A 15,943-nucleotide genomic window follows, 5' to 3' on the forward strand; every position below is an offset into this window, starting at 1 on the left:
CTGACATGACCACAACCACTCGCATCGAACGACACCACTACGACGTCGTCGTCATCGGAGCCGGCGGCGCCGGTCTGCGCGCGGCGATCGAGGCCCGGCTCGCCGGCAAGAAGACCGCGATCATCTCCAAGTCGCTCTTCGGCAAGGCGCACACGGTGATGGCCGAGGGCGGCGCCGCCGCCGCGATGGGCAACGTGAACAGCCGGGACAACTGGCAGGTGCACTTCCGCGACACCATGCGCGGCGGCAAGTTCCTCAACAACTTCCGGATGGCCGAGCTGCACGCGAAGGAGTCGCCGCAGCGGATCTGGGAGCTGGAGACGTACGGTGCGCTCTTCGACCGCACCAAGGACGGCAAGATCTCGCAGCGCAACTTCGGCGGCCACGAGTACCCGCGCCTGGCGCACGTGGGCGACCGGACCGGCCTGGAGCTGATCCGCACCCTCCAGCAGAAGATCGTCTCGCTCCAGCAGGAGGATCACCGGGAGTTCGGCTCGTACGACGCCCGGATCAAGGTGTTCTCCGAGACCACCATCACCGAGCTGCTGCTCGACGGTGACCGGGTCGCCGGCGCGTTCGGCTACTACCGCGAGTCCGGGGAGTTCGTTCTCTTCGAGGCGCCGGCCGTCGTGCTGGCAACCGGTGGCGTCGGACGCTCCTACAAGGTCACCTCGAACTCCTGGGAGTACACCGGGGACGGGCACGCGTTGGCGCTGCGCGCCGGGGCAACTCTGATCAACATGGAGTTCCTCCAGTTCCACCCGACCGGCATGGTCTGGCCGCCCTCGGTGAAGGGCATCCTGGTCACCGAATCGGTACGCGGCGACGGTGGCGTCCTGAAGAACTCCGACGGCAAGCGGTTCATGTTCGACTACGTCCCCGACGTCTTCCGCAAGCAGTACGCGGAGACCGAGGAGGAGGCGGACCGCTGGTACACCGACCCGGACAACAACCGGCGTCCCCCGGAGCTGCTGCCCCGTGACGAGGTGGCCCGCGCGATCAACAGCGAGGTCAAGGCCGGCCGGGGCTCCCCCGCCGGTGGCGTCTTCCTGGACATCGCGAGCCGGCGCTCGGCCGACGAGATCCGCCGACGGCTGCCGTCGATGTACCACCAGTTCAAGGAGCTGGCCGACGTCGACATCACCGCCGAGCCGATGGAGGTCGGGCCGACCTGCCACTACGTGATGGGCGGCGTCGAGGTGGACCCGGATTCGGGTGCCGCCTTCGGCCACGTACGCGGCCTGTTCGCCGCCGGTGAGGTCTCCGGCGGCATGCACGGTTCCAACCGACTCGGCGGCAACTCCCTGTCCGACCTGCTGGTCTTCGGCAAGCGGGCGGGCGGGCACGCGGCCAGCTACGCCGACGGGCTGGCCGCCCGGCCGAAGGTGGCCGTGGACGCGGTCGAGGCAGCCGTGGAAACCGCGCTCGCCCCGCTGCAACGGGACACCGGCGAGAACCCGTACACCCTGCAGCAGGACCTTCAGGCGGTCATGGGTGACCTGGTCGGAATCATCCGGCGGGAGGGCGAGCTGGCCGACGCGCTCGTCAGGCTGGCCGAGCTGCGCGAGCGGGTGGCGAAGGTCAGCGCGGCTGGCGGCCGACGCTACAACCCGGGCTGGCACCTGGCCCTGGACCTGCGCAACATGCTGGTGGTCTCGGAGTGCACCGCGAAGGCGGCGCTGGAGCGGCAGGAGTCGCGCGGCGGGCACACCCGGGAGGACTACCCGGCAATGGAGCCGAAGTGGCGGCAGGTGAACCTGGTCTGCTCGCTGGACGGCCACACCGTGCAGCTGACCCGGAAGCCGTTGCCGAAGATGCGGCCGGAGCTGATCGGCCTCTTCGACCGGGTGGAGCTGGGCAAGTACCTCACCGACGAGGAGCTCGCCGACTTCGACGCTCTCGTCTCCGACGCTGGAGAGGCGGACAACCGATGAGCGCGAAGCGTCAGTTCCGGATCTGGCGGGGTGACGAGACCGGCGGTGACCTGCAGGACTACATGGTCGAGGTGAACGAGGGCGAGGTCGTCCTCGACGTCATCCACCGCTTGCAGGCCACCGACGCGCCCGACCTGGCCTGCCGGTGGAACTGCAAGGCCGGCAAGTGCGGCTCCTGCTCCATGGAGATCAACGGCAAGCCGCGGCTGGGCTGCATGACCCGGATGTCGACCTTCGGCGACGAGGAGACCGTCACGGTCACCCCGCTGCGTACCTTCCCGATCATCCGGGACCTGGTCACCGATGTCTCGTTCAACTACGAGAAGGCACGGGAGACGCCAGCGTTCGCGCCGCCGGCGGACGTGGCCCCGGGCGACTACCGGATGCAGCAGGTCGACGTCGAGCGCTCGCAGGAGTTCCGCAAGTGCATCGAGTGCTTCCTGTGCCAGACCGTCTGCCACGTGATCCGCGATCACGACGAGAACAAGCAGGCGTTCTCCGGCCCGCGGTACTTCATCCGGGCGGCCGAGCTGGACATGCACCCGCTGGATGCCCGGACCGACCGCAAGGAGTACGCGCAGGCCGAACAGGGCCTCGGCCTCTGCAACATCACCAAGTGCTGCACCGAGGTCTGCCCCGAGCACATCAAGATCACTGACAACGGGATCATCCCCATGAAGGAACGGGTCGTCGACCGCAGGTACGATCCCCTTGTGTGGCTTGGTAGCAAGATCTTCCGTCGGGGCGAGACGCCCCAGACCAGCGTGACCACCGCCCGTCAGGGCTCGGCGACGTCGCCGGGCGCGGCCAGGGGCGGGGTGCACTCGCACGCGGGTGGCTCTCACGACCCGCGGGCCGAGGCGCAGGCGCAGAGCGGCGTCAACTGGGACCGGGAGGTGCCCCACCCGACCGCTCCGGCGGTCGACGACCGGGGCAGGTTGCCACTGACCGAGCTCACCTTCGACCGGGCTGCCGCGCCGTCGCCGTTCGGCGACGACGTGACCTTCCCGCTGCCTCCGGAGCACCTCAACTTCGCGCACCCGGACCAGGACAAGAAGCACTGACAAGACCACCAAAACGGGGGCTACCGGCACTGCCGGTAGCCCCCGTCCCATACCCCCACCCCGCTCGCCCCACCCCCCTCGCCCCACCCTGTTGATCATGAAGTTATTGCTGCAACACGCCGGACAGCGTGGCAATAACTTCATGATCAACAGGGGTCAGGGGGCCAGGGGGCCAGGGGAGCCAGGGGAGGTGGGTTCAGGGGGTGGTTAGCAGGGGGCGCAGGGCCGCGACGATGGGGGCGTCGGCGGGAAGCCAGGTGACCGAGTCCAGTTCGTGGGCCGCGAGCCAGCGGAGCGCCTCGTGTTCCAGCGCCTGCGGCTCTTCGCCGTCGAGCAGGCGGGCGGCGTACACCTTGAGCACCGAGCGGCCGTGCGCCATCCGCACGTCGCGGCCGACCCGGTCGCCGATCTCCACGCGTACGGCCAACTCCTCGGCGCACTCCCGGATCAGCGCGTCGGTCTCGGCCTCCCCCGGCTCGACCTTCCCACCGGGAAACTCCCACATCCCCGCCACCTCCGGCGGGGCGGAGCGCGCACAGGCGAGCACCCGCCCGTCCTGAATGATCGCCGCACCGACGATCACCTTCAGGTCCCGTCGTTCGGCCTGCCCGCCACCATTCGCCCGTTCGGTCTGCACGGGCGTCCAGGGTGCCAGATCAATCGGCGGTTTGGGTACCGTAACCGGCCGCTAGGCCAACAGAACCCGGAAGTGTGGGCGTGGACACCTCTTCCGAGCGGCGAGAGACTAGAGGGCACCGACAAGGCACGGGATGGCGACGATTTGGCCACAAGCCGGCAACGGCGCTTGGGGGGTGCGGTGATGCGCGTGCTGTTCAACAGCCGAGCCAAGCACGACTACCTTTCCGACGCGTTGACCTTGCTATCGGGTTGGACGCGGGAAGACGAGCAGATCCGACGCACGCTCGTGATCGACGATACCCAACACGCGGCGCTGACCGAACGGGTGAAGGTGATCGCCGACGCGCTGCACCTGCGCCCCGAGATCAGCCGTTACGCAGACAGCACCCAGATCCGGGTGGGGCACGGCAACGGTGAACCGTTGACCGAGGGCGAGGTCCTGCTGGCCGCCCGGATCGAGGACGTCTACCGGACGGTCACCGAGTCCTGAGTTTCCTGAGTGGTTCCTGAGATCTGATGTTTTCGCGAAAGACGCGGGGGTATCAATCCGGTGCGGGAGCAGACAACGGCCCCGCAACGGACCGAAACCTCTGATATCGCGCTTTTTCAGGAGCTGACATGAGCACTCCCACGCAGAACCGCGCCACCGACCACGTCGAGCACGCCGACCACGACGGCCGCCGCGTGCACCGGCACGGCGACGAGACCAAGCCGTCCTGGAAGACCACCGAGCTGGCCGTCTACGTGCTGGCCGTGATCGGCGTGCTGATCGCCTCGAACGCCGTCGGCGACGGCGCCGCGGACAACGGTGCCGACTACTTCGCCGCCGACAAGGCCTGGTGGTACATCACCCTGCTGACCATCGGCTACCTGGTGAGCCGGGGTCTGGCCAAGTCCGGCAGCCGCAGCGCGAGCCACGACCCGCGCAGCGACCACTGACGTACCCGCTCCCCCGAGGCCCCGCGCTTCCCGCCCCCGGGCGGGTAGCGCGGGGCTTTCACCTGTCGCCAACCGGTCGGCTCACCGATCGGCACCCGAGTCCTGCGGGTACCAGCGCAGCTCCACGGAGTTTCCGTCCGGGTCCCGCACGTAGATCGAGGTCGCCGAGCCGCGAGCACCGAACCGGCTGACCGGGCCGGTCAGCACCGTGAAGGCCCCCGCGTCGATCACCTGCGCCCAGTCCAGCGGTGCCACCACCAGGCAGAAATGATCCACGTTCGCGCCCTGCCGGTCGCCGCGAACGAGGTCGATGATGCTCTCTGGGCTGATCCGCGCCGACGGGAACGGAACGGCGCCGGCCCGCCACTCGTCGACCCGCACCGGCTCCAGTCCGAGCCGGCCGCAGTAGAAGTCCAATGCCCGCTCCACGTCGGCGACGGTCAGCACCAGGTGGTCGAATCCCGTCACCCGCACCGTGCTCACACCTCCTCCAGCGTGGCCGCCGCGCGCAGCCAGTCGGTGAACAGCGCCGGGTCGATGTCGGCGACGCCGCGCAGCTTCACCGCCGCCATCGCCCGCGCTCCGGGCACCAGTCGCCCCGACGGATCGGTGATCTCCTGCCCACGCCACAGCCCGAAGGTGACCTCCGTCCGGTACGCCTTGAGCAGGCAGACCGGACGCAGGCCGGGCCGATCGCCCAGGCTCCAGACCGGGTGGCCGTGCCACATCGCACCGGTCGCCCCGGGCAGAGCGGCCGCGATGATGGGCGTCAGCTTCTCCCCGATCTCGCGCAGCGGGCCCGGAAGGCCGGCCAGGTAGTCGTCGATGCTCATCGCGAAGCCCTTCAATCGAGTGGTTCCCTTGCCGCGTTCACGATCCGCTGACGGGCGATGCCGACCAAGAGCCGTTGCCGCTACGATCGTTGCCCACAGGTCAACGGTGGGAGCGGTGTGCTGGAGCGGTACGAGGTCGAGACGTTCCTGACCCTCGCAGAGGAGCTGCACTTCGGCCGGACCGCAGAGCGGCTGTTGGTCAGCACCGGCCGGGTCAGCCACGTGGTCAAGAAGCTGGAACGCCGGATCGGGGCACCCCTGTTCGCCCGAACGAGTCGGGTCGTCCAGCTCACCCCGATCGGGCGGCAGCTCGCCGCCGAACTGTCTCCGCTGGTGGCTGAGATGGATGAAGCAGTCCGTCGCGCGGTCGACGCCGGGCGGGGTGTCACCGGGACGCTGCGGGTGGCGTTCCTGGGTGAGTGGACCGCACCGGTGCTACTCCGAGCGGTTGGCCTGTTCACCGAGCGGCACCCCGACTGCCAGGTGGAGGTGCACGAGGCACAGCTGGCCACCACCCGCTCGGGTCTGCTCGACGGTTCCACCGACGTGCTGATCGCCTCGTACCCCTTCGACGGGATGGCCAACGGCCCGGCGCTGCTCACCGAGGAACGGGTGCTGGCGGTGGCCGCTGGTCACCCGCTCACCCGGGAGCCGTCCGTGTCGCTCGAGGTGCTCGCCGAGCATCCGGTGGTGCAGTACCCGACGGTGACCTCGGCGGAGTTCAAGCGGGACCGAACGCCGGAGCGCACCCCGTCCGGCCGGCCCGTGCCGAAGGGCCCCACCGGAAACACCTTCTCCGAGATGCTGTCCCAGGTGGCGCTGGGCCGTGGCGTGCTGCCGGTGGGCGAGCACACCCGGCGCTACTACCCGCGGCCCGACGTGGCGTACGTGCCGATCCATGACGCGCCGCCGATCCAGCGGGGGCCGGTCTGGCTGGCCAGCAACAGCACCGCCCGGGTGCGGGAGTTCGTCCGCGCCGCGACCGACAGCTCCATGATCACTTGATACTGGCACCGGTTGCCTAGCCTGGTTGGCATGGCGAACATCGCGTACGACCGCAAGGAGCAGGTCCAGCAGATCGAGAGTGGGCTCCTCGACGGTGAGCAGATCATCGCCGTCTACGACGCCGTCGGCACCGGCACCGGGTTCATCGGGCTGACCGACCGGCGCGTGATCATCCAGGACCGCTCCTTCGTCGGGAAGCGGCATGCGATCACCAGCATCCCGTACTCGAAGATCACCAGCGTGAGCGTGGTCAGCAACAAGTCCTGGGGTGGCACGTTCTTCTCCACCGGGGCGATCGCCATCCACGTCGGGACGCACACGTACGAGGTGGAGTTCCGTGGCGCGCAGAAGAGCCACCACGTGCACAACGTGATCCTGCACCACATCTCCTGACGGATCCGGCCTGCCGCAGGCCCGGCAGAGGTAAATGCCTTGCCGGGCCCCGGCGGCCTCTGGTGTCCTCACCCCGACAGCCGCGCGAAGGGAGCAACCGCCATGCCCGACTCAACGAAGTCCCCCCGACCGAACGTCATCCGACCTGAGGAATCGAGACTTCGTGAGCAGATCAGCTCCCCTGGCAACGGCGCGGTTGTGCGCCACTGACACCAACACCGGAGGCCGCTGATGTCGGTCTTCGACGATCCCGGCCTCTTCGGCCGGCTGTGGGCCGCCGGCTATGACGACGGAACCAACCCGGACCCGGCTCCGGCCGTCGACTTCCTGGCCGACCTGGCCGACGGCGGGCCGGTACTTGAACTAGCGATCGGCACTGGCCGGATCGCCCTGCCGCTGGCCGAGCGCGGCCTCACCGTGCACGGCGTCGAAGCGTCCGAGGAGATGGTGGCGCAACTGCGGGCCAAGCCTGGCGGCGAGCAGATCCCGGTGGTCGTCGCCGACATGGCGGACGTAGGAGTGGCGGGTGAGTTCCGGCTCGCGTACCTCGTCTTCAACACGCTGTTCAACCTGGTCGACGCCGAGCGGCAGGCGGACTGCTTCCGCAACGTCGCCCGGGTGCTGTCGCCCGGCGGGGCGTTCGTCATCGAGACGTTCGTGCCCGACCCGCGCGACTTCGATGCCGACGAGCAGGTGCAGGTCCGTGCCGTGACCGAGGACTCCGCGACGATCCGGCTGCACCGGTACGACCGGGCGGCGCAGCGGTTCATCCGGCAGACCATCACGTTCGACGGTGACGGCGTACACCTGAAGCCGTTCGCCATGCGGTACGCCTGGCCGCACCAGATCGATGAGATGGCGCAGCAGGCGGGGCTCCGGCTCACCGAGCGGTACGCCGACTGGCACCGGCACCCGTTCGACGCCGAGAGCACGGCGCACATCTCCGTCTACCGCGCGGAGTAGCGACGGTTGGTCGACGCACCGCCTTGGCTCGTTCCTCCGCGTCGGGTGCGAGGAACGAGCCAATGGCGTTGACCGATCCGGCAGTCGGGATACCGACACGGGACCACGCACGCCGCTACACGCTCCTAGAATCGCCTCCCTGGTTCAGATGGGCTCGACCGACCTCCGCCAGCACGTCAGACCCGGGGCGCACAATGCGACGCATGCCTGAGTCTTCTCCCCAGCGACACCACGCCATCGACTACGTGGAATTCACGGTCACCGACCTTCAGCAGGCCAAGCGCTTCTACGCCGAAGCTTTCGGCTGGCAGTTCAACGACTACGGGCCGGAGTACGCCGGCATTCGGAGCCCGCAGGGTGAGTCCGCACCCGAGGTTGGCGGCCTCCGTGTGGACCAGGAAGTCCGGGCGGGCGGCCCGCTCGTGTTGCTCTACTCAAGCGACCTGGACAAGTCCGTGCAGGCGGTGCAGGGTGCCGGCGGCCAGGTGGTGAACGGGCCGTACGAGTTCCCCGGTGGCCGTAGGTTCCAGTTCACCGACCCCAGCGGCAACGAGCTGGGCGTCTGGGCCGAGCGGTAGCGCGAAGCGGAGGTCGTCAGGTCAGCCGACGGGAGGGCCTTGTGCTCAGAGCGGATTCTGCTGCTGGCATTCTTTGTTGATTCGCAGGGCTCCCGCCGGGTGAGCTGGCAGCATGCCCTCGGACGCCGCCCGTTTCCCGCGCTCGTCGCCGTACTGGCCGGTGGTCAGTCACCCACTGCTCCGGCGCGTCCTGCCCGGGCTGGCCGTATCGGCACTGGGCGACGGTATGGCGGTGGTCGCGGTGACCTGGCTCGCCATCCAGCTCGCTCCGCACGGTCAGCGCGGCACATGGATCGCGGTGGCCATGGCGGCGTACACCCTGCCCAGCGCGGCCGGGACGGTCGTCTTCGGCAGGCTGCTGCGCGGGCGCGGCGGCGCCCAGCTCGCCGGGTGGGACGCGATCCTGCGGGCCTCCGCGCTCGCGGCGATCCCCCTCGCGCATCTCGCCGGCGTGCTCACCATCGGGCTGTACGTGATCCTGTTGGCCGCGTCGGCGTTGCTGCACTCGTGGGGTTCCGCCGGCCGGTTCACCCTGATCGCCGAACTGCTGCCGCAGCGACACCACCTGCCGGCCAACGCGGTGCTCAGCACCATCGGAGGGTTCGCCACCATCGTCGGCCCGCCGCTGGCGGGCATCCTGATCGGCTGGGCGGGGCCTGTGTGGGTCATCGCCGTCGACGCCGCCACCTTCGCCGCGCTGGCCCTCACGTACCGCTTCGCCCTTCCCGCGACCGGCAGAGCCACACGGCACGAGCGCGGCGCTTCGCGGACTGACGGCTTCGCCGTCATCCGCCACAACCCCGCCCTGCTGGGCCTTCTGACGCTGAGCCTCGGGTTCTTCTTCCTCTTCGGACCGGTGTACGTGGCCATGCCGGTCCACATCACCGACGACCTGCACGCCTCCGCGACGCTGCTCGGCGTCTACTACACCGCCTTCGGCGTCGGCGGCCTCGTCGGAGGTCTGGTCGCCGGCCACCTTCGCCACCTGCCGCTGCGGGCCACCACCATCGGCATCGTCGTCGCGTTCGGCGTCGCCATGCTGCCACTCGGCCTGGGCGTACCTGTCGGCCTGTCGCTGCCGGCCTTCGCCCTCGCGGGCCTGATCTGGGCCCCCTACATGTCCACGTCGATGGCGCTGTTCCAGCGCAGCACGTCGACCGTGCAGTTACCTGCGGTGCTCGCCGCGAACGGTGCCATCCTCGTGCTGGCGGTGCCATTGGGCACCATGCTCGGCGGGTCGCTGGTGGGGGCCATCGGCGCACGCCCGACGCTGCTGTTCTGCGCCACGGCGATCGTGACCCTCGGCCTGATCGCCGGGGGAATCGCGATCTCGCGGCGGAGCGCGCGATCCCCCGGCGATTCAGCCGTTACGGAGATCAGTGCCAGTCGCTGATGCGGACGTCGTCCGGCGCCGGCCTGCCGCGCCCGGTCTCCACCAGCTCCTTGAGACTCATCAGGAACGTCGCCCACTTGGTGCTGCAGTGGTGCATAAACTCGACCGGCTCTCGCCAGCCCTCGTGCGTGAACTGGACGATCGTGTACTCGCCGCGCTGGTCGAGACGCCAGTTGACCTCGGTGCCGATCCACTCCTCGGGGCCTTCGACGACACGCCACCGCACCCGGCCGGCGGGGTCCAGCTCAAGGACCTCCATGTCGAACCCGCCCGCTTCGCCGAACCGGAAGGCCAACTGCCCGCCGACCTCGCTCTTGCCCACCGTGTCGGTCGTCCACCAGCCGGCGAGGCCCTCTGGAGTTGCCACCGCTCGGTAGACGTCGTCGAGCGGAGCGACGACGCCCACGCGGTGCAGAATGTCGACCATTCTCAGTCTCCCTCGTTGTTGGTGCGGCTGCGTTCGATCGCCTCGGCGATCCGCTTGATCCGACGGAGTCGGGCGTCCCAGGAGGCGCCCACCGCCGACAGTTGGGCGACGGCACGGGCAAGCTGCACCTCGTCGACCTGGTAATGACGTTCGCGCCCGGCCGGCTCGGCGTGGATCAACCCGACCCGGTCCAGGACGGCCAGGTGCTTCGAGACGGCCTGGCGGGTGACGGGCAGCCGCCTGCTCAGCGAGGTGGCCGTGCCCGGCCCGTCGGACAGAAGAAAATCGATCATCGTACGTCGAGTGGGGTCGCCGATCGCCGACCAGAGCTCATCGTCGACCGCCGTACTCATGGGGTGGCAACCAGCCGCGCGACGTACGTGCCCAGCTTGGGAATGTAGAGGTCCCACCCGTTCTCGTGGTCGCGGTACTGCTCCTCAAGGACGGCGACCTCCCAGCCCATCTCGCGGAACCCGGTCTCGGTCATCCGGACCCGGGTCCCCGCGCCGCTCGGGACCAGGTCGAAGGTGACGAGCAGCGCCTGCCCACTGCGGTCCGGGTCGGTGAAACACCACCGGAAGGAGAATCGCTTCGGAGGGTCGACCTCGACGACGGCGAGCGCGACGGTCGTCGTCTCGCCGGTTTTCGCGTCGCGCCACACCAACTCGCCGGGGGCGCCCGCTACCGGTTCGAACCGCGCGTCGTCGGGCCACCACTCCCGCATGTGTTCAGGTTGACTGACGACCTCGAAGACCACCTCGGGTGAAGCGTCGACCTGGATGTCGCGCTCGATCGTTCCCTGCTCCATGCGTATCAACCTTTCGCAACCTTTGGTTGCACTGAACCTACGACACGCGCCGGTCCACGCGCAACCTTTTGTTGCATACCGATGAGTGCTCAGACCACCCCGAGGCTGAAGGCGAGCTGGGTGATCATCGCCGGGGCGTCAGGGTCACGCGCCACCTGCGCGACCACCTCCCGCGATGCCGGCCGGTGCCGTACCTCCGCGGGTGCGATGCTGTCGGCCTGCACCAGGACCCGAGCCGCATTGCCGGGGTCGCCGATCTGAAGGTAGGCGCGAGCCGCGTCGACCAGGTGTGCCGCTCGGTGTTCGACGGGCAACCATCGCCACCCTTCTCGCTGGGTCGCCTTCTCGTGCCGGGCGACCGCGTTCCGCCCGTCACCCAGATCGACGGCGGCGGCGACCCGGGCCAGTTCGACGGCGGTCGGCCCGAAGGCGGTCCGGCAATGGTCGTGCCCGTCGCCCACCCGAGCGGCCATGTCGGTGGCTTCGTCGAACAGGTCGACGGTGACGCGCTCATCTCCGGCTCGTGCCGCCATCAGTGCGGCCTGGACCAGGAGTGACCCGCACAGCGACAGCTCCTGCGGCGTGCCCTCATCAAGGTCGCGCGGACCGATCAGGTACGCGGCGGCGAGCATCACCGACCTCGCCCGCGCCGATGGCCGAAGCACCTGGCCGAGCTGCACCGCCGCGGCAGCCACCAACACCCGATCGCCGGTCGCGGCGGACATGGCCCGGTCGGCGGCCAGCCAGGCGAGGTTGGCCTCGTCCAGCTTCACCAGCAACGACGCCGTCACCCGGTACGACTCCACCAGTGCGACGTGGCAAGCCGCCGGATCCGATGCGTGAGTGCGCTGGACCTCGGTCAACAGCTGTGGCAACAGCTCAATGAGCTGCGGATACCGGGCGTGCTGGTAGCTGGTCCACGCATGCCCGACATCCCGGGCGAGACGGTCAGCCGAAACCGTCGGTCGGCGTGCTGCCGGCCGGCCAAGCGCCATCTCATACGTGGACAGCGCTGCCCGAATTCGCGCGACGCCCTCGATCTGCTCGGTCGCGTCCACGGGCTGCGCATCGCGCCCGAGTAGTGCTGCGGTGTCGACCCGCAGGACGGTCGCGATATCTCGGATGGTCGACACCCGCTCCAACGATCGGACCCCGCGCTCGATCTTGTCCACCCAGCTCTTCGACTTGCCGAGGCGATCAGCGAAGGACTGTTGCGACAGCTTCCGCCGGGCACGCAGATACGCGACCCGCCGCCCGATCGGCAGGTGGTCACTACTCACGACGCCACCGCCGCTCCGGAACAGCCCGAGTCGTCTCCTCGACCGGTATTCGCTCCGCCTCGGCCTGGGCGAGGAGTCGCTGCTTGGCCGCCTCTCGCTCCGCGGTCTGCCCCCGCTCACCTGCGCCGTCGACCGGAACGTCGTCGCCCATCCCTACCTCCGTAGTGCTTCCGCTTCTGCCGCGCTTGGGATCTACTCTGGTGACCGCGTGACTACGCTCGGAAGCACCTCGATGCTTTCAGGACCTTTCACAGGGGATCCGATGGATGACCTCGGTGCTCAACTGAGGCACGCTCGTTTTGAGGCAGGCGTGACGCTGGCCTCCATCGCGGTTCGCACCTGCTACTCGGCCTCGCACCTCAGCAACGTCGAAGCGGGACGCCGGACCGCGACGCCGGACATTGTGCTCGCCTACGCGCGAGCGTTGGGAGAAGCGGACGTGAGACGCAGAGACCTCTTCGCCGCCGCCGCCATCGGCCCGATTGCCGCCAACGAACTCATTCGCAACGGTTTTACCGCCGCACTTGCCGACCACCGCGACAGCGTCGACCGCTGGCGCGACCGCGTCGACCAGTACGGCCACGACTACATGGAAATCGGCGCGGACTCCCTCCAAACCAGACTCGCCAACGACCTCGTCGTCATGCAACAGCAGCTCGACAGCCCGACGATGTGGGCCACCGCAGCCCGCGCCCTGACGACCTATGGCAAGACGACCAAGGACCCCACCGAGGCGATCGGCTGGTACGACACGGCTCGGATCGCTGCCGACCGCAGCGACGACCTCGCAGTCCGGATCTGGGTACGCGGCCGGGCCGCTATCGCGCTGGCCTACGAAGGCGCCGCTCTCCCTATCGCTCAGCGCTACGCGGACGAGGCGATCGCCATGTCGGACCGACCCTCACTGGGCCGCGTCCAGGCGCTGATGGCTCGTGCACATGTCGCCGCTGGGCGAGGCGACACCGCCGGAGCCATCGCCGCCGACGAGGAAGCACAACGGGTCTTCGACCACACGGCCTCACCCGACAGCGAGATCTCCGACGCCGCCGTACCTGTCTGGCGCATGGCCACCTTCCGCTCGATGCTCTACGCCCGACTCGGCATGATCCACCCCGGCGAACAAGCCCAAGCGGACGCCGACCGGCTCCGCCCCGCATCACTGACCCGTTTCGCCACCCACATCGAGCTACATCGTGCACTCATGATGACCAAAGCCGGGGACAGCTCCGGAGGACTGGGACACGCACGACGCGCGTGGGCGGCATTGCCAGCAGACCGACGTTCACAAACCCTCGGACTCGTGTTACGCGAAGTCGAGAAGGCGGCACGGCACCGGCACTGAGCGGCGTCACTCCAATTGGCCGTCCGAGCGGATGAGGGCTCGGCCGCCGTGGCCGCGGACGCCGGAGCGCTCCGACGGGAGGCACGATCGCATATGACGTCCGGCTGATCCTCGCCGCTGCGGTGGCGTCGTAAGCGTTGGGGTGGCGGGGCTTCACGCCTTCTTCCGACGCTAATAAAGCTAACACGGGCTGCTGACTCTCGGTATCGGCCGACAGACTGATTACACGCTCACTGCGATCTCGCTAGATTCGCCGAGCTAATCAACGGGAGGGATCCCAAGTCTGTGCAGGCTCTACAGGGTCAGAAAGAAAACCACCCTTCCGGACGAGACTCGGCCGACGATGAAAAGCAAAAGCCATCAACGCTGGTCCGTCGAGGGCTCATTCCGGAGACGCGCCCGCAGCGGATTCTCGCTCTAGCGACGTTCGTCAACATGATGGGCAGCGGCGTCTTCATGGTCAGTGCCGCGCTCTTCTTCACCCGTGTCGTCGGACTTCCATTGGGTCAAGTCGGTCTCGGGTTGGGCGTCGCGGCTGCGGTTGGTCTTTTTGCCGGCGTACCGGTCGGGCATCTCGCTGACCGACGAGGGTCGCGAGGGGTCTATCTCTGGATGCTCGTCATTCAGGGTGTGGCGATGGCGGCACTGGTACTCGTGCAGTCGTTCTGGCTGGTCCTGGTGGCGCTCTGCGTGGGTGAACTCGCTCGTTCGGCGGGAGGAGCGGCGCGTGGCCCGCTGGTTCGCGGAATCGGCGGCGCCGACCTCACCAGATACCGCGCCTACCTACGCTCGGTCGCGAATCTTGCCGGCAGCTGTGCCGCCGTGGCTGCCGGCTTCGCAGTGCAGTACGACACGCGTCCGGCGTACCTGGCGCTGGTGCTGGGCAATGCGCTCAGTTTCGTCGCCAGCGCCGCAATCGTTGCGGCGCTGCCGCCGATACCGCCCGTGCCCGCACCGCAAACGGCCAACCCCTGGGATGCAATGAAGGACCGGGCATACGTTGCCGTCACCGTGCTCGACGGCATCATGTCAATTCACCACCAGGTGCTGCTCTTCGCGCTGCCACTCTGGATAATCGGGCACACCGACGCACCCCGGTGGCTGATTGGCGGGGCAGCACTCGTCAATACCGCTCTGGTGGTACTACTGCAAGTCCGGGCCAGCCGAGGGGTCGACGACAGTGTCAGCGCCGGGAAAGCCATGCGGCGTTCGGGTGCGGCGTTCTTCGTCGGAATGGCGGCGATGGCCGCAGCGGCGGGACTTCCCTCGTGGCTTGCGCTCATAGGCATCGTCATCGGCGTCATCGTCCACACGGTCGGTGAACTCTGGCACACAGCCGGCTCGCTGGAACTCCGATTCAGCCTCGCTCCCGCTCACGCTCAGGGGCAGTACATGGGACTGTTCGGGTTCGGAGCCGGCCTGGCGAACGTGGTTGCTCCCACCGTACTGGCGCTCCTCTGCATCGCCTGGGGAGCCCCTGGTTGGCTCCTGCTCGGCGGGGTGTTCGTCGTGGCGGGTCTGGTGACGCCGCACTTCGTGCGGTGGGCGGAACGGACGCGCCCGTACGCGAAGCAGCCCGCGTAGCGGGGCTAGCTGTACTGCCCAGGCACGCCCTACCGGGAGCGGTCAAACCTCCGGCCTGTTGACCTCAACCATGCTTGAGGTTCTACGGTCATGCGACTAACGATCTCACTCGACGAGGGCGGGCACCATGACGACCGATCGGATGACCGACGCCGAACTGGCAGCCCAGCCGGCGGCCTACTGGACCCGCCTGGCTTACGAGGCCCTCATCGCCTTCGTTCGCGCCCAGCAGGCCGAGCTCGGCTTCAGCCAGCCCCAGTTCTGGCTGCTGCGCAACCTGTCCAAGAACGACATCTCGCCTGACGGCCACGGCATGACCATTCCTGAACTCGAAGAGGCCATGGCCACCTACATCAAGCCCGAGGACGACCTGCACGCCGAGGCGCAGGTGCTGCTGGAACGTGGCTGGATCAGCCGCGACAGCGAGAGCCGACTGTGGATCACCGAAACCGGCGAGCAGGTGCGCGTCGACTTGAAGACCCACGCCCCGGCCATCCGGGCGCGCATCCATCAGGGCATCGATGACGTCGATTATGTTACTGCACTGAAGGTCCTACGACGGATGATCGAGAACACCGGGGGAAACCCGGTCTAGAGCCATCGCCATCCCAGGGCTGCTGCGCCGGATTCAGACGTTGAAGCGGAACGGCGAGCCGTGATTGCTGCCATGCTGGTGAAGTCCGCACTTCTCGTCTCGGGGTCGCCCTCATCCATGTACGCCCCGCGCAGCGGCTGAACCCGTCCCTCGGCCGATCCCGGCC

Annotated in this window: 20 protein-coding genes; 12 read left to right on the forward strand and 8 right to left on the reverse strand. The window is 68.4% G+C overall.

The features are described 5' to 3' along the window. The first annotated feature begins 5 nt into the window (after positions 1–5). On the forward strand, positions 6–1,934 hold the full coding sequence (locus ABZT18_RS05520; RefSeq protein WP_354995178.1) for a fumarate reductase/succinate dehydrogenase flavoprotein subunit: 1,929 nt from the start codon (positions 6–8) through the stop codon (positions 1,932–1,934). Next, positions 1,931–2,998 carry a succinate dehydrogenase/fumarate reductase iron-sulfur subunit gene (locus ABZT18_RS05525; RefSeq protein ID WP_354995177.1) on the forward strand — a complete coding sequence of 356 codons (1,068 nt, stop codon included), beginning with the start codon at positions 1,931–1,933 and terminating at the stop codon, positions 2,996–2,998. Before ABZT18_RS05520 ends, ABZT18_RS05525 begins: the two co-directional genes overlap by 4 nt. A 196-nt stretch (positions 2,999–3,194) precedes the next feature. On the opposite strand, the gene ABZT18_RS05530 is transcribed toward ABZT18_RS05525, so the two are convergent. Further along, positions 3,195–3,635 (reverse strand): (deoxy)nucleoside triphosphate pyrophosphohydrolase, encoded by a 441-nt coding sequence (locus ABZT18_RS05530; RefSeq protein WP_354995176.1) that lies wholly within the window; start codon positions 3,633–3,635, stop codon positions 3,195–3,197. Positions 3,636–3,818: 183 nt separating this feature from the next. Between ABZT18_RS05530 and ABZT18_RS05535 the strand changes: the two genes are divergently transcribed. Beyond that, positions 3,819–4,127: a 4a-hydroxytetrahydrobiopterin dehydratase gene (locus ABZT18_RS05535; protein ID WP_354995175.1), complete on the forward strand. Its 309-nt coding sequence runs from the start codon at positions 3,819–3,821 to the stop codon at positions 4,125–4,127. A 128-nt stretch (positions 4,128–4,255) separates the two neighbouring features. Beyond that, a complete protein-coding gene (locus ABZT18_RS05540; protein ID WP_354995174.1) occupies positions 4,256–4,576 on the forward strand; it encodes a hypothetical protein in 321 nt (106 codons plus the stop codon). An 81-nt stretch (positions 4,577–4,657) separates the two neighbouring features. Here ABZT18_RS05540 and ABZT18_RS05545 read toward each other — a convergent pair whose 3' ends face one another. Then, positions 4,658–5,050, reverse strand: coding sequence for a VOC family protein (locus ABZT18_RS05545; RefSeq protein WP_354995173.1), 393 nt, complete (start codon positions 5,048–5,050; stop codon positions 4,658–4,660). Positions 5,051–5,055: 5 nt separating this feature from the next. Beyond that, on the reverse strand, positions 5,056–5,409 hold the full coding sequence (locus ABZT18_RS05550) for a DUF1801 domain-containing protein (RefSeq protein WP_354995172.1): 354 nt from the start codon (positions 5,407–5,409) through the stop codon (positions 5,056–5,058). Positions 5,410–5,526: 117 nt separating this feature from the next. On the opposite strand from ABZT18_RS05550, the gene ABZT18_RS05555 reads away from it, so the two are divergent. From ABZT18_RS05555 to ABZT18_RS05575, 5 genes are all read left to right on the forward strand, one after another. After that, the gene (locus ABZT18_RS05555; RefSeq protein WP_354995212.1) at positions 5,527–6,414 is read left to right on the forward strand and encodes a LysR family transcriptional regulator; all 888 of its coding nucleotides are present in this window, start codon (positions 5,527–5,529) and stop codon (positions 6,412–6,414) included. A gap of 30 nt (positions 6,415–6,444) precedes the next feature. Beyond that, complete coding sequence (locus tag ABZT18_RS05560; RefSeq protein ID WP_007464929.1) at positions 6,445–6,807, forward strand: PH domain-containing protein; 363 nt, start codon at positions 6,445–6,447, stop codon at positions 6,805–6,807. Positions 6,808–7,038: 231 nt separating this feature from the next. Next, positions 7,039–7,770: a class I SAM-dependent methyltransferase gene (locus ABZT18_RS05565; protein ID WP_354995171.1), complete on the forward strand. Its 732-nt coding sequence runs from the start codon at positions 7,039–7,041 to the stop codon at positions 7,768–7,770. A gap of 203 nt (positions 7,771–7,973) precedes the next feature. Beyond that, positions 7,974–8,348, forward strand: coding sequence for a VOC family protein (locus ABZT18_RS05570; protein WP_354995170.1), 375 nt, complete (start codon positions 7,974–7,976; stop codon positions 8,346–8,348). A 112-nt stretch (positions 8,349–8,460) separates the two neighbouring features. Continuing rightward, a complete protein-coding gene (locus tag ABZT18_RS05575) occupies positions 8,461–9,741 on the forward strand; it encodes an MFS transporter (RefSeq protein ID WP_354995169.1) in 1,281 nt (426 codons plus the stop codon). Here the strand turns inward: ABZT18_RS05575 and ABZT18_RS05580 are convergent. The 5 genes from ABZT18_RS05580 to ABZT18_RS05600 all read right to left on the reverse strand — a co-directional run bounded on the left by ABZT18_RS05580 (position 9,725) and on the right by ABZT18_RS05600 (position 12,407). Continuing rightward, positions 9,725–10,168, reverse strand: a complete 444-nt coding sequence (locus tag ABZT18_RS05580) for an SRPBCC domain-containing protein (protein WP_354995168.1) — start codon at positions 10,166–10,168, stop codon at positions 9,725–9,727. The genes ABZT18_RS05575 and ABZT18_RS05580 overlap by 17 nt on opposite strands. A gap of 2 nt (positions 10,169–10,170) precedes the next feature. Next, a complete protein-coding gene (locus ABZT18_RS05585; RefSeq protein ID WP_354995167.1) occupies positions 10,171–10,521 on the reverse strand; it encodes a metalloregulator ArsR/SmtB family transcription factor in 351 nt (116 codons plus the stop codon). Continuing rightward, positions 10,518–10,976, reverse strand: a complete 459-nt coding sequence (locus ABZT18_RS05590) for an SRPBCC domain-containing protein (RefSeq protein WP_354995166.1) — start codon at positions 10,974–10,976, stop codon at positions 10,518–10,520. The genes ABZT18_RS05585 and ABZT18_RS05590 overlap by 4 nt, the downstream gene beginning before the upstream one ends. An 89-nt stretch (positions 10,977–11,065) precedes the next feature. Next, a complete protein-coding gene (locus tag ABZT18_RS05595; protein WP_355250552.1) occupies positions 11,066–12,256 on the reverse strand; it encodes a helix-turn-helix domain-containing protein in 1,191 nt (396 codons plus the stop codon). After that, entirely contained in the window at positions 12,249–12,407 is a 159-nt protein-coding gene (locus ABZT18_RS05600) for a hypothetical protein (RefSeq protein WP_354995164.1), read from the reverse strand. Before ABZT18_RS05600 ends, ABZT18_RS05595 begins: the two co-directional genes overlap by 8 nt. A 111-nt stretch (positions 12,408–12,518) precedes the next feature. Here ABZT18_RS05600 and ABZT18_RS05605 point away from each other — a divergent pair, with 111 nt between their 5' ends. From ABZT18_RS05605 to ABZT18_RS05615, 3 genes are all read left to right on the forward strand, one after another. Next, positions 12,519–13,598 (forward strand): helix-turn-helix transcriptional regulator, encoded by a 1,080-nt coding sequence (locus ABZT18_RS05605; protein ID WP_355250555.1) that lies wholly within the window; start codon positions 12,519–12,521, stop codon positions 13,596–13,598. A gap of 285 nt (positions 13,599–13,883) precedes the next feature. After that, entirely contained in the window at positions 13,884–15,182 is a 1,299-nt protein-coding gene (locus ABZT18_RS05610; protein ID WP_355250558.1) for an MFS transporter, read from the forward strand. 127 nt (positions 15,183–15,309) lie between these two features. Beyond that, positions 15,310–15,777, forward strand: coding sequence for a MarR family transcriptional regulator (locus tag ABZT18_RS05615; protein WP_355250561.1), 468 nt, complete (start codon positions 15,310–15,312; stop codon positions 15,775–15,777). Positions 15,778–15,943: the final 166 nt, after the last annotated feature.

It is taken from the genome of Micromonospora sp. NPDC005291, assembly GCF_040607415.1.
In the GTDB taxonomy this organism is placed as follows: domain Bacteria; phylum Actinomycetota; class Actinomycetes; order Mycobacteriales; family Micromonosporaceae; genus Micromonospora.